We start from the raw sequence: 13,067 nt of genomic DNA, 5'->3' as shown, positions 1-13,067 counted from the left end.
CCTGCTTGTCCCAAAGACGCATCTATACTTAGTATAGCTGATAATAAGAATATTGTCAAAACAAGATTAGAGCAATTTTCTCAAGAGAAAAAATTTTTTGTGCCGCGGCAAAAAATTATATTGATAATTCCTACAAAATCTGAGAGCTGAATTGTAAAATCATACGAAATGAACAAAAACGTGTTGACAAAAAATTATCTGCGTGATAAATTATTGTTGCCAAGTGAAAAGGAGGCGGAAAACAAACATGAAGAAAATCGTCAATACCGACAAGGCGCCTGCGGCCATCGGCCCTTACGCTCAGGCGGTTGAGATCGACGGCCTGGTCATCACTTCCGGCCAGCTGCCCATCGATCCCGCTACCGGTGCGTTCCCCGAGGGCATCGCGGAGCAGACCCGTCAGTCCCTGACCAACGTGAAGTCCATCCTGGCCGAGGCTGGCCTGGGCATGGATAAGGTCGTCAAGACCACCGTGTTCCTCAGCGACATGAACAACTTCGGTGCTATGAACGAGGTGTATGCCACCTTCTTCGGTGAGGGCGGCTATCCTGCCCGCTCTGCTGTGGAAGTTGCCCGGCTGCCCAAGGACGCCCTTGTGGAGATCGAGGTTATCGCAGTTAAGTAAAGTTCCAAGTACCTATAACCACATTCGGAAAGGTTACTGTCCGCCAGTTGCAGGAGCCGGAATCGCCGGCTTCCGACGACCGGGGTATCCTCTAGTAAAATGATGGCGCAAAGCGCCAAATTAAATGGAGGTAAACAAAATGGACAAGAATGTGAAGCACTATCCTCTGGCTCAGAATGTTGAGATGCCCCAGCACTGCGCCTTTGCGGTGCGCGATCTGCCCCAGGCCACTGTTGAGCAGCGTGAGCGTGCTCTGAACGCCACCCACTGGAACGAGTTTTCCTTCCCCTCCGGACTGCTGACCGTTGATATGCTGTCCGACTCCGGCACCACCGCCATGACCAACCAGCAGTGGGCCACCCTGTTCCTGGGCGACGAGGCCTATGGCCGCAACACCGGCTACTATGTGCTTCTTGACACTTTCCGCGATATCTTCGAGCGCGGCGGCGAGAAGAACTGGAAGAAGAGCATCGACCTGGTCCGCACCGACTGCCGCGACCTGGAGAAGCTGATGGACGAGCTGTTCCTCTGCGAGTACGAGGGCGGCCTGTTCAACGGCGGCGCCAAGCAGATGGAGCGCCCCAACGCCTTCATTATCCAGCAGGGCCGTGCCGCTGAGTCCGTGCTGATGGAGATCGTGAAGAAGATCCTCACTGCCCGTCATCCCGGCAAGGTCTTCACCATCCCCTCCAACGGTCACTTCGACACCACCGAGGGCAACATCAAGCAGATGGGTTCCATTCCTCGTAACCTGTACAACAAGGAGCTGCTGTACGAAGTTCCCGAAGGCGGCAAGTACGAGAAGAACCCCTTCAAGGGCAACATGGACATCGAGAAGCTGGAGCAGCTGATCAATGCCGTGGGCGTGGACAACGTGCCCCTGATCTTCACCTGCATCACCAACAACCCCATCTGCGGCCAGCCTGTCTCCATGGCTAACATCCGTGAGATCAACCGCGTGGCTCACAAGTATGACATTCCTCTGGTCTTCGACGTGGCCCGCTGGGCTGAGAATGCTTACTACATCAAGATGAACGAGGAAGGCTACGCCGACAAGTCCATCGCTGAGATCGCCACCGAGATGTTCTCCTACTGCGACGCCTTCACCATGTCCGCCAAGAAGGACGGCCATGCCAACATGGGCGGTATGCTGGCCTTCCGCGACAAGGGCCTGTTCTGGAAGAAGTTCTCCGACTTCAACGAGGACGGCACCGTCAAGACCGACGTGGGCGTGCTGATCAAGGTTAAGCAGATCTCCTGCTACGGCAACGACTCCTACGGCGGTATGTCCGGCCGTGACATCATGGCTCTGGCTGCCGGCCTCTATGAGTCCTGCGATTTCAACTATCAGCATGACCGTGCCATGCAGTGTGAGTACCTGGCTCAGGGCTTCTACAAGAACGGCGTTAAGGGCGTTGTTCTGCCCGCCGGCGGCCACGCTGTGTACATCAACATGGACGAGTTCTTCGACGGCAAGCGCGATCACACCACCTTCGCCGGCACCGGCTTCTCTCTGGAGCTGATCCGCCGCTATGGTATCCGTGTGTCCGAGCTGGGCGACTTCTCCATGGAGTACGACCTGAAGACTCCCGAGCAGCAGGCTGAGCTGGCCAACGTGGTCCGCTTCGCGATCGACCGCAGCCGCCTGACCAAGGAGCACCTGGACTACGTCATCGCCGCTGTGGCTCAGCTGTACAAGGACCGTGAGTCCATCCCCAACATGCGTATCCTCTGGGGTCACAAGCTGCCCATGCGTCACTTCCACGCCTTCCTGGAGCCCTATCCCAACGAGGAGAAGTAAGAGGCGGCGCTGCAGCTAAAACACAATGTGACGTAACTGCATCACGCGGAAGTATGCAGACACAATGAACGGCGGCGCCCGCGAACTCAATACTTCGTTCGTCGGGCGCCGCTGCCCGTATACAGCAAAGGTTTGTCAGACAATTTTAGAGGGAATAAGGAGGGTCTATTATGTCAGGCTCCGCTCCTAACAATGTGGAAAACCGGGATGGTTTCAAAAGCAAATGGGGATTTATCCTCGCCTGTATCGGCTCTGCCGTAGGCATGGCCAACATCTGGCGCTTCCCCTACATGGTCGCCAAATATAAGCAATATGGTGGCATGGCATTCCTGCTTCCGTACTTCCTGTTCGTTATTGTCATCGGTATGTCCGGCGTGATGGAGGAGTTCGCCCTGGGCCGCTGGGGCGGTGCGGGCCCCGTGGGCTCCTTCGGCAAGGCCGTTGAGGACCGGGGCGGCAAGCGCCGCATCGGCGAAGTCATCGGCGCCATCCCCGTCATCGGCTCCATGGGTCTGGCCATCGGCTACACCGTGGTCATGGGCTGGATCTTCAAGTACACCAAAATGGCCATCTGCGGCGACCTGTTCGCCCTGGGCCAGGATGCCGCCGCCATCGGCGGCGCCTTCGGTCAGGCCGCTCCCGAGTCCGCTACTCTGGGTGAGGGCGTCGGCATGATGCTCCAGAACGGCATCTTCGGCATCGGCAACGGCGTTTGGATCATCGTGGCCATCGTGGTCTCCGTCATCATCATGGCGCTGGGCGTGTCCGGCGGCATTGAGAAGGCCTGTAAGATCATGATCCCCCTGCTGTTCGGCCTGTTCCTGGTTATGGCGGTGTACATCGCCACCCTGCCCGGCGCCGGCGACGGCTACAAGTTCATCTTCTCCCTGGATCCCAAGGGTCTGCAGAACTGGGAGATTTGGCTCTTCGCCTTCGGCCAGGCGTTCTTCTCGTTGTCGGTGGCCGGCAACGGCTCGGTCATCTACGGCTCCTACCTGGGCAAGGATGTGGCCATCGGCTCCTCCGCCCGCAACGTGGCCGTGTTTGATACCCTGGCTGCTCTGGTGGCCATGTTCGTCATCATCCCCGCTATGGCCACCACCGGCAGCGACGTGTCCAGCGGCGGCCCTGGCCTCATGTTTATCGCTCTGCCCGGTGTGTTCAACGGCATGGGCGGCATCGGCTGGGTCATCGGCGCCTTCTTCTTCATCGCCGTGCTCTTCGCCGGCACCACCTCCATCATCAACCTGTACGAGACCCCCGTGGCCTTCCTGCAGGAGAAGCTGAAACTCAACCGCGTGGTGTCCACCATCGTGATCCACGTCATCGGTCTGGTTGTGGCTCTGCTCATCCAGCCCTGGACCTCCCAGTGGATGGATTTGGTTTCTGTTTATATCTGCCCTCTGGGCGCAATGCTGGCTGGCATTATGTTCTTCTGGGTCATGAAGAAGAAGACCGCTCTGGACGCCGTGAACCAGGGCGCCAAGAAGCCTATCGGCGGCTGGTTCCATTCCTTCGGAAAATATGTCTATGTGCCTCTGTGCGCTGTGGCACTGATCGGTGGAGCGATTGTCTTTATCGTGCTTGGTCAGACCCTTGGCTAATCGTACATTGCATCGTAATATGGGTAAAAATGGTCCGCTGCATTTGCAGCGGACCATTTTTTATTATCCATGATAGCCCAGGTCAGCCAGCAGGCGGGCCAAAACCTGCATTCGTTCTCCCAGCAGATCACCATCCCGAGCCAACGCATCCCGAAAGAGTGCAATATCCTCGCAGATATGGTCGTTGCCGGTACATACCTCTACCGTCATAGCGTCTCCCTGGAGATCCACCCGGTCGATCTGAGGGGTGTCCGGATCATACAGAGCAGGGAAGCGGTAGCTCTCCTCCCGAATGTAGTGGACTGCCCGGCAGGTGAGGATAGCCAGGTCCAGCACCCGGTGGAGGGGGAGCTCCTCCGACTGGCGGGACCACTTTTCACCAGTGTGCCGCCAGACTTTGGCGGAGATATCCACCCGGCCCCGGTCATTCCATTGGGCCAGGCCAAGGCTCAGACCCTGGGCGTCGGTTTGATAAGCGCTGCGGCCGTCGATATTGCCGTAGTCCTCTGCCACAAAGACAGGTTTGTGTTTCAAATTCGTGGGGATTTGCATGGTAACCTCCTGATGACAAATTAGTTATTTACTAAATTACTAAATTAGTAAATGGAGTTTAACACAAGAAGGGGAGCGCAGTCAAGAAGATATACCAGTTGGGTGAGCAAAAAATGCCGGCCGCATTTGCGGCCGGCATTTTTTAATAAGTCAGTCCTTGTGGTCTTCTACGATCTCACCATTGCGGAAGGCCTGTACCAAAGCCATCAGATCGTCGATCTGCTCCTGGAGCTGGCGGCCCACGTCAGTCCCGGCGATTTTCAGCCGGGATTCCAACCGCTCAAATACCACCGAAGTAGAGGCGATGTCCTGGTTTTCCCGGATGGCGTTGGCCCGCCCAACAAAGGGCTCGTGGGAGACCAGACGGAAGCAGGCGGAGTTGTAAATCAGCGTGTAGCCTGCGATACCGGTGGTTTTCTGATAGGCTTTGCAGAAGCCGCCGTCGATAACCAGCAGCTTGCCGCCTGCCTTCATGGGGCTCTCGCCCTTTTTGGACTTTACCGGGATGTGTCCGTTGATGATGTGGCAGTGAGGTCCCTCCAGACCAAACTGCTTCAGCAGGAACTCACACACAGCGGGGTCGTTGTACAGCTGATAGTAGGCGTTTTTGGGCTCGGTCCAGGTGGACTCATCCAGAATGAACCGGCGCTCAAAGGTAGTCATACGGTCACGGCCAAAGATGGGGCTGTTGCGGCCCGCCCACAGAAACCACAGAAAGTCCATACCAAACTGCCGCTCAGGGGAACCGGGCTTGCTATAGTAGGCCTGGCGGGCGTTCTGATCGGCATAGTCCAAGAAGGCTTTGCCCGACAGTGTGACGCCGCCGATGGTAAAGGACTGGAGCTGGCCGTCTTCCATCATGGGGATGCAGCCATGGAAAAGCAGGTTGCCGTTATAAATTTTGTACAGGGAACCCTTAGAATAGAGAAAGCGGATGTGCCGCTGGAGCTTCTCGCTGTGGAGGAAGGAGCTGGTCAGCTGATTGATGAGGGTACTCTCTTCCTCGGTAAGGGTATAGGGATCGTTGGGGTCTACAGTGGGGAAGTCGGTATCCTCCAAGGGATAAGTGGTGCCATTGATAGTGATGCACTTATTCTCATAGTCGATTTTGTCCAGCAGCAGCCGGTCCGCCATACCAAAGCAGGGGTTGCGCAGCAGCTTCTGCCCCTCCAGCTTGAAGAGAATGATGGTAATGGCCTTGTGCATTCGGGCGGCCAGCAGCTTATCCTTTTCCGTGTAGTGGGCGGCGTCTTCGTTGGTCAGCTTCACCTCAAAACAGTGGATGTCGCAGTCCTTGTATACCTCGTTGGCAAAGACCGACAGAGGCCGCAGAGAGATGCCGTAGCCCGTCTCGATGACTTCCAGATTGTTGTAGCGCAGAGAGTTGGCCAGTACGGTAGCCACCAAGGTGCGGGAGCCGGAGGCGGCCCCCATCCACAGCACGTCGTGGTTGCCCCACTGGATGTCTACACTGTGGTAGTCCATCAGAGAGTCCAGAATGATATCCGCCCGGGGACCCCGGTCAAAGATATCGCCCACCAGATGAAGATGGTCCACCGCCAGTCGCTTGATGAGCTCGCACAGCTGCACCAGGAAGTTGGAGGCCCGGTCGATGTCGATGATGGTGGAAATGATATTCTCGTAATAGTCCCGCTTGTCCATGTCCTCGTAGTGGGTATGGATCATTTCGTCGATGATGTAGGCGTACTCAGGAGGCATAGCCTTACGGACCTTGGAACGGGTGTATTTGGAGCTGACCAGACGGCACATCTCGATCAGGCGGTGGAAGGTGATGCGATACCACTCCCGCATATCAGTGGTCTCCCGCTCGATCTCCTCCAGTTTTTCCTGGGGATAGTAGATAAGGGTGGCCAGCTGGTCCAGATCGGCCTTGGATACGGTGGTGGCAAACAGGCTGTCCAGCTTCTCGCGTACCACGCCGGAAGCCGAGTTCAGGATGTGAAGGAAGGCCTCATACTCGCCGTGTACGTCGGAGATAAAGTGCTCAGTGCCTTTGGGCAGGTTCTGAATGGCGTGGAGGTTGATGATCTCGGTGCTGGCAGCCTGGACATTTGGGTATTGCCGGGCCAGCATTTTCAGATAGTGCAGGTTTTCCGGACGGTATGCTTTCTTACCTTCCATGGGAGGGCCTCCTTTTGGATGTCGTTGCCAATATTATCCCACTTTATGTGGCTGGTTGCAAGTAGAATCCAACCGTTGTTGGACTTGACAGTGTAAAATCTCGGGATATAATTGATATGTCAATCGTTGATATGTCAATTAGGAAGGTGAGTGGATGGAAAAGACATTCCATATGCTGCTCTACCGGGCTTTTCATGCCCAGCGGGGGGCGCTGCGTCCCTGCCTGGCGGAGGTAGGACTGGGAACCGGTCAGCCCAAACTGCTGGGCTATCTCAGCCAGCATGGTCCCAGCCGCCAGCGTCAGCTGGCCGACTACTTTGAGATCGATCCGGCGGCGGTATGCCGGATGCTGGACAGCCTGGAAAAGGGCGGCTTCGTGACCCGATGCGGGGATGGACGGGACAAGCGCCGGGAGCGGATAGAGATCACTCCCGCGGGCCGGAATGCTTATGACGCCTGGCGGAACTGCTGCCGGACCATAGAGGAACGGATGCTGGAGGGGTTTACGCCGGAGGAGCGGGAGCGGTTCGCCGGCTACCTGAGCCGGGCGTACCGCAATCTGAAGACAGCAGGGGAGGGACGGTCATGAAAGAACTGAAACGCCTGCTGTCCTATTTGGGCCCCTACCGCCGGGACCTGTTTCTGGGCGGATTATTGGTGCTGGTGGAGACCGCCTTTGAGCTGGTGATCCCGGTGCTGATGGCTGACCTCATTGACGTGGGAGTAGAGAACCGGGATCTGAATTATATTGTGGTCAAGGGTGTACAGATGGGCGCGTGCGCCCTGCTGGCTTTGATTACCGGCCTGCTGTATGCACGGTTTGCCGCCCGGGCGGCCTACGGCTGGGGCGCCCGTATCCGGGAGGCCCAGTATGAGCGGATCCAGGACTATGCCTTTTCCAACCTGGACCGATTTGAAAGTTCCTCTCTGGTGACTCGTATGACCACCGATGTTACGGTGCTGCAAAATGCCATCAACGGCGGACTGCGGCCTCTGGTGAGAAGTCCGGTGATGCTGGTGATGGGATTAGGATTGTCCTTCTGGATGAATGCCCGGCTGGCCTTGATTTTTGTGGTGACTGCCCCCATTCTGGCACTCATCCTCTTCTTTGTGGTGCGTAAAGTAGCGCCCATGTATGGCAGACTCCAGAAGGCCATGGATAAGCTGAACAATGTGGTTCAGGAGGGACTTACCGCCATCCGGGCGGTAAAAGCTTTTGTGCGGGGCGAGTATGAGGAGGAGAAGTTCCAGTCGGTCAATGAGGAGTTGATGGCTACAAGTCAGCGGACTTTCCACTTTGCGGTGCTTAATCTGCCAGCCTTCCAGTTCACGATGTATACTGCCATCGTGCTCATTCTGTGGTTCGGCGGCGGCATGATCCTGGGGGGCAGTCTCCAGGTGGGGGAACTGACCGGCTTTCTCAGCTATGTGCTCCAGGTGATGAACTCATTCATGATGATTTCCAATGTGTTCCTGCTGCTCACTCGGTCTCTGGCCAGTGCCCACCGCATTGCGGAGGTATTGGAGGAGAAACCGGCCCTTGTTTCCCCCGCTCAGCCGGTGGAGGAAGTGCCCGACGGCAGCGTGGACTTTGAGCGTGTTTCCTTCAAGTACCATACCGACGCCAGGGAGTATGCTCTGTCTGGGGTGAACCTGCATATCAGGGCAGGCCAGACTGTGGGTATCCTGGGCGGCACAGGCTCTGCCAAGACTACCCTGGTACAGCTCATTCCCCGGCTGTACGATGCCACGGAAGGTACTGTCCGGGTTGGTGGGCACGATGTAAAGGATTACGATCTGACCGTTCTGCGGGACGCGGTGGGCATCGTGCTCCAGAAAAATGTGCTCTTCTCCGGTACTGTCCGGGAGAACCTGAAGTGGGGCGACCCGGATGCCGACGATGAGGCTCTGTGGGCGGCTTGCCGGGCGGCCTGCGCCGATGAATTTCTGGAGCGAATGCCGGACGGCCTGGATACCGATCTGGGGCAGGGGGGCGTTAACGTCTCCGGCGGCCAGAAGCAGCGGTTATGTATTGCCCGAGCCCTGTTGAAAAACCCCAAGATCCTGATTTTTGATGACTCCACCAGTGCGGTAGATACTGCAACAGAGGGCAAGATCCGTGGAGCTTTGAGCAAGCTTACCGGCGTGACCAAGATTATTATTGCCCAGCGAGTCACCTCGGTGATGCACACTGATCTTATTGTCATCCTGGAGGACGGCAGAATTCATGCCGCCGGCACTCATAGGGAACTGTTGGAGCATGACCCCATCTACCAGGAGATTTACGCATCCCAGATGAAAGGAGGGGAGGAGAATGGCTAGACAGCTCAGCGCAAAAAAGCCCAAGCACCTGGGTTACACCATTCGCACCCTTCTGTCCTATCTGGGAAGACACAAGTTCCTGCTGCTGGCGGTAGCGGTGTTGGTTACTGTCAGTGCTCTGGCCAACCTGCTGGGCACCTATATGATCCGACCGGTGGTCAATAACCTGGCTACAGGGGGGATGGAAGCCCTGCTGAGAGGGGTGGCCATCACTGCCCTCATCTATCTGACGGGAGCCCTGGCGGCCTGGGGCTATACCCAGACCATGGTGAAGGCGGCACAGAAGGTACTTTACGATATCCGCCGGGACTTGTTCGCCCATCTCCAGAAGCTGCCCCTCCGCTTCTTCGATACCCGCCGCCACGGCGACGTGATGAGCTACTTCACCAACGACGTGGACACCATTTCGGATGCCCTGAACAACAGCTTCGCTATGGTGATCCAGAGTTTCATTCAGGTAGCAGGTACCCTGACCATGCTCTTCATCCTCAACTGGCGGCTCACCCTGGTGGTAGCGGTATGCTATGTGGTCATGTTTCTCTATATCCGCTACAGCGGAAAGCGAAGCAAGGCCTACTACAACAAGCAGCAGCGGGCGTTGGGTGATCTGGACGGCTATATTGAAGAGATGGTGGCGGGCCAGAAGGTGGTCAAGGTCTTCAACCATGAAAAAGCCAACCTGCGGACGTTTCGAGAGAAAAACGAAGCGCTTCGCAAGGCGGGTACCGGTGCTCAGAGCTACGCAGCCACCATGATCCCTGCGGTAGTGAGCATCTCCTATATTAACTATGCCATTGTGGCTGCCCTGGGAGGCTATATGGCCATGGCAGGCATGACCGACGTGGGAAGCTTGGCCAGCTATCTGGTCTTTGTGCGTCAGGCCGCCATGCCCATCAACCAATTTACCCAGCAGACCAACTTCCTGCTGGCTGCCCTGGCTGGCGCCGAGCGGGTTTTTGAGGCTATGGACCAGACCCCGGAGGTGGACGACGGTCAGGTGAGGTTGGAAAAGCGCGACGGGGGCTGGGTTTGGCGCAAGTCTGACGGCTCTGAGGTGCCCTTGCGGGGGGATGTCCGCTTTGAAGGTGTCACCTTTGGTTATGATGCCGGTCACCCCATTCTGAAAGACATCAGCCTCTTTGCCAAGCCAGGCCAGAAGATCGCCTTTGTGGGCTCTACAGGCGCGGGCAAGACCACGATCACCAATCTGATCAACCGCTTCTACGATGTACAAAAGGGGCGGGTGACCTATGACGGCATTGACGTGAAGGACATCCGGAAAGATGATCTGCGGCGATCCCTGGGCATGGTGCTTCAGGATACCCACCTCTTTACCGGAACCATTGCGGATAACATTCGCTTTGGCAAGCTGGATGCCACCATGGAGGAGGTGGAGAAGGCGGCCAAAATCGCCAACGCCGATTCCTTCATCCGCCGCTTGCCCCAGGGCTACGACACTATGGTGACGGCAGACGGAGCCAATCTGTCTCAGGGCCAGCGGCAGCTGCTTGCCATTGCCCGGGCGGCAGTGGCTGACCCGCCGGTACTCATCCTGGACGAGGCAACCAGCAGCATCGATACCCGCACCGAGGCCCTCATCGAAAAGGGAATGGACCAGCTGATGGAGGGGCGGACGGTGTTTGTGATTGCTCACCGGCTGTCCACGGTCCGTAATGCTGACGCTATTATGGTGCTGGAACAGGGGCAGATTGTGGAGCGGGGCAGCCACGAGGACCTGTTGGCTCAGCAGGGAGAATATTATCAGCTGTACAACGGTATGTTTGAACTAAGCTAAAACCATAAAAAAGGACGCCGTCAGGCGTCCTTTTTTTATGCTGGATTAGAACAGGTGAATGGTGGTGATCAGGCCGGAGAACACGATGGAAACGGTGGAGCACAGCTTGATCAGGATGTTCAGAGAGGGGCCGGAGGTGTCCTTGAAGGGGTCGCCCACGGTGTCGCCGATCACGGCGGCCTTGTGGCAATCGGAACCCTTGCCGCCGTGGTGGCCGGCCTCAATGTACTTCTTGGCGTTATCCCAAGCGCCGCCGGCGTTGGACATGAACACGGCAACCACGAAGCCGGTGACGGTAACGCCGCCCAGCAGGCCCACAACGGCCTCAGCGCCCAGGATCAGGCCCACGATGACGGGGACGATAATGGCCAGCAGGGAGGGGATAACCATCTCATGCAGAGCGCCCTTGGTGCACAGGTCCACGCAGGACGCGTAGTCGGGATCAGCCTTGCCTTCCATGATGCCGGAGATCTCACGGAACTGACGGCGAACCTCCACCACGATGGACTGGGCGGCACGCTGCACGCCGCTCATGGTGAGGGCGGCGAAGATGAAGGTAAGCATGGCGCCCACGAACAGACCCACCAGCACGGCGGGGTTGGTGAGGGACAGGTCCATGGCGTGGTCCAGCTTGCCCTTGACCACGTCTACATAGGAGACCAGCAGAGCCAGAGCGGTGAGGGCGGCAGAGCCGATGGCGAAGCCCTTACCGGTGGCGGCGGTGGTGTTGCCCAGGGAGTCCAGAGCGTCGGTACGGTTGCGGACCTCCTCGCCCAGGCCGCTCATCTCGGCGATGCCGCCGGCGTTGTCGGCCACGGGGCCGTAGGCGTCGGTGGCCAGGGTGATGCCCAGGGTGGACAGCATACCCACGGCGGCGATACCAATGCCGTACAGGCCCTTGGAGAAGAGCAGCTCATAGTCGGCGCCGCCGGTGGTCAGAGAGCCGCCGGAGGCCAGGAAGGAGACGATGATAGCGATGCCGATGATGATAATGGGAGCGGCGGTGGAGAGCATACCCAGGGAAATACCGCCGATGATGGTGGTAGCGGCGCCGGTCTCAGTGGAGTCGGCCAGGCCCTGGGTGGGCTTGTAGGTGTCGGAGGTGTAGTACTCGGTGAAGTAACCAATGGCGCAGCCAGCCACCAGACCGGCCAGGATGGAGATGTAGGGGCCCCAGGAACCCATGATGAAGTAGGTGATGGGGGCGGCGGCGATTGCGGCCAGAACAGCAGCGGTGTAGGTGCCCTTACGCAGGGTGGCCAGCAGGGACTTCTGGGTGGCGTTCTCCTTGGTGCGGATCAGGAAGCTGCCCAGCACGGAGCAGATCACGCCCACCACGGCGATAACCAAGGGCAGCAGTATGGCGTTCCAGGTCATGTTGTCGCTGGCATAAGCGGCAGCACCCAGAGCGAAGGTAGCCAGAATGGAACCCACGTAGGACTCGTACAGGTCGGCACCCATGCCGGCCACGTCGCCCACGTTGTCGCCCACGTTGTCGGCGATGGTAGCGGGGTTACGGGGGTCATCCTCGGGGATACCGGCCTCAACCTTACCCACCAGGTCGGCGCCCACGTCGGCGGCCTTGGTGAAGATACCGCCGCCCACGCGGCCGAACAGAGCCATAAAGGAGGCGCCCATGCCGAACATAACCATGGTCTGGGCGATCTTGGCGGCTTCAAAGTGAGCAATGTACTTCAGGATGTGGAACCAGATGGACACGTCCAGCAGGCCAAGACCCACCACGGTGAAGCCCATGACGGCGCCGGAGGAGAAAGCCACGTTGAGGCCCCGGTTCAGGCTTTCATGAGCGGCGTTGGCGGTACGGGCGTTGGCGGAGGTGGCGATCTTCATGCCAACAAAACCAGCCAGGCCGGAATAGATACCGCCGGTGAGGAAGGCGAAGGGGATAAACCAGTTATCCAGCATACCCACTCCTGCCAGAATAAGTAAAATCACGAAGACTACAATAAAGATCTTTGCGACAGTGGTATACTGGCGCTTAAGGTAAGCGTTAGCGCCTTTGCGGATAGAGGCGGCGAGCTTTTGCATTAGTTCAGTGCCTTCGGAAAACTTTAGCACCTTCCTTGCTTGGGCTACGGCGAAGATTAGCGCGATAAAAGCGCCTACTAGACCGAGCCAAAAGAGGTTTTCGATCATCTTACCCAACTCCTTTAATTCGGAAACCATTGTAGCGCAAGGGTTTCCGGTTTTACAGACAACATTATA

At 57.5% G+C, this 13,067-nt stretch carries 9 protein-coding genes; 6 read left to right on the top strand and 3 right to left on the bottom strand.

The window, feature by feature from the left end:
- The first annotated feature begins 247 nt into the window (after positions 1–247).
- The 3 genes from B5F94_RS00675 to B5F94_RS00665 all read left to right on the top strand — a co-directional run bounded on the left by B5F94_RS00675 (position 248) and on the right by B5F94_RS00665 (position 4,030).
- Positions 248–625: a RidA family protein gene (locus B5F94_RS00675; protein WP_087326604.1), complete on the top strand. Its 378-nt coding sequence runs from the start codon at positions 248–250 to the stop codon at positions 623–625.
- Positions 626–764: 139 nt separating this feature from the next.
- Positions 765–2,426 (top strand): tryptophanase, encoded by a 1,662-nt coding sequence (locus B5F94_RS00670; protein ID WP_158099516.1) that lies wholly within the window; start codon positions 765–767, stop codon positions 2,424–2,426.
- 170 nt (positions 2,427–2,596) lie between these two features.
- The gene (locus B5F94_RS00665; RefSeq protein ID WP_087326601.1) at positions 2,597–4,030 is read left to right on the top strand and encodes a sodium-dependent transporter; all 1,434 of its coding nucleotides are present in this window, start codon (positions 2,597–2,599) and stop codon (positions 4,028–4,030) included.
- A 63-nt stretch (positions 4,031–4,093) separates the two neighbouring features.
- Here the strand turns inward: B5F94_RS00665 and B5F94_RS00660 are convergent, their stop codons facing one another.
- Both B5F94_RS00660 and B5F94_RS00655 read right to left on the bottom strand, forming a co-directional pair.
- A complete protein-coding gene (locus B5F94_RS00660) occupies positions 4,094–4,582 on the bottom strand; it encodes a DUF6530 family protein (RefSeq protein ID WP_087326598.1) in 489 nt (162 codons plus the stop codon).
- 150 nt (positions 4,583–4,732) lie between these two features.
- The gene (locus B5F94_RS00655) at positions 4,733–6,724 is read right to left on the bottom strand and encodes a fructose-1,6-bisphosphatase (protein WP_087326595.1); all 1,992 of its coding nucleotides are present in this window, start codon (positions 6,722–6,724) and stop codon (positions 4,733–4,735) included.
- Positions 6,725–6,878: 154 nt separating this feature from the next.
- On the opposite strand from B5F94_RS00655, the gene B5F94_RS00650 reads away from it, so the two are divergent.
- The 3 genes from B5F94_RS00650 to B5F94_RS00640 are packed head-to-tail and all read left to right on the top strand — an operon-like array spanning position 6,879 to position 10,841.
- Positions 6,879–7,313: a MarR family winged helix-turn-helix transcriptional regulator gene (locus B5F94_RS00650; protein WP_087326590.1), complete on the top strand. Its 435-nt coding sequence runs from the start codon at positions 6,879–6,881 to the stop codon at positions 7,311–7,313.
- Positions 7,310–9,046: an ABC transporter ATP-binding protein gene (locus tag B5F94_RS00645; RefSeq protein WP_087326587.1), complete on the top strand. Its 1,737-nt coding sequence runs from the start codon at positions 7,310–7,312 to the stop codon at positions 9,044–9,046. The genes B5F94_RS00650 and B5F94_RS00645 overlap by 4 nt, the downstream gene beginning before the upstream one ends.
- Positions 9,039–10,841 carry an ABC transporter ATP-binding protein gene (locus B5F94_RS00640; protein ID WP_087326583.1) on the top strand — a complete coding sequence of 601 codons (1,803 nt, stop codon included), beginning with the start codon at positions 9,039–9,041 and terminating at the stop codon, positions 10,839–10,841. The genes B5F94_RS00645 and B5F94_RS00640 overlap by 8 nt, the downstream gene beginning before the upstream one ends.
- Positions 10,842–10,886: 45 nt before the next feature.
- Here B5F94_RS00640 and B5F94_RS00635 read toward each other — a convergent pair whose 3' ends face one another.
- Positions 10,887–13,028, bottom strand: a complete 2,142-nt coding sequence (locus tag B5F94_RS00635) for a sodium-translocating pyrophosphatase (RefSeq protein ID WP_343212778.1) — start codon at positions 13,026–13,028, stop codon at positions 10,887–10,889.
- Between the last annotated feature and the right edge of the window lie 39 nt (positions 13,029–13,067).

Origin of the sequence: Flavonifractor sp. An4 (assembly GCF_002161755.1) — a bacterium.
GTDB classification, from domain to species: Bacteria; Bacillota; Clostridia; order Oscillospirales; family Oscillospiraceae; genus Flavonifractor; species Flavonifractor avicola.
Note: the sequence above shows the minus strand (reverse complement) of the source record. Positions and strands in the feature narration are given on the sequence as shown.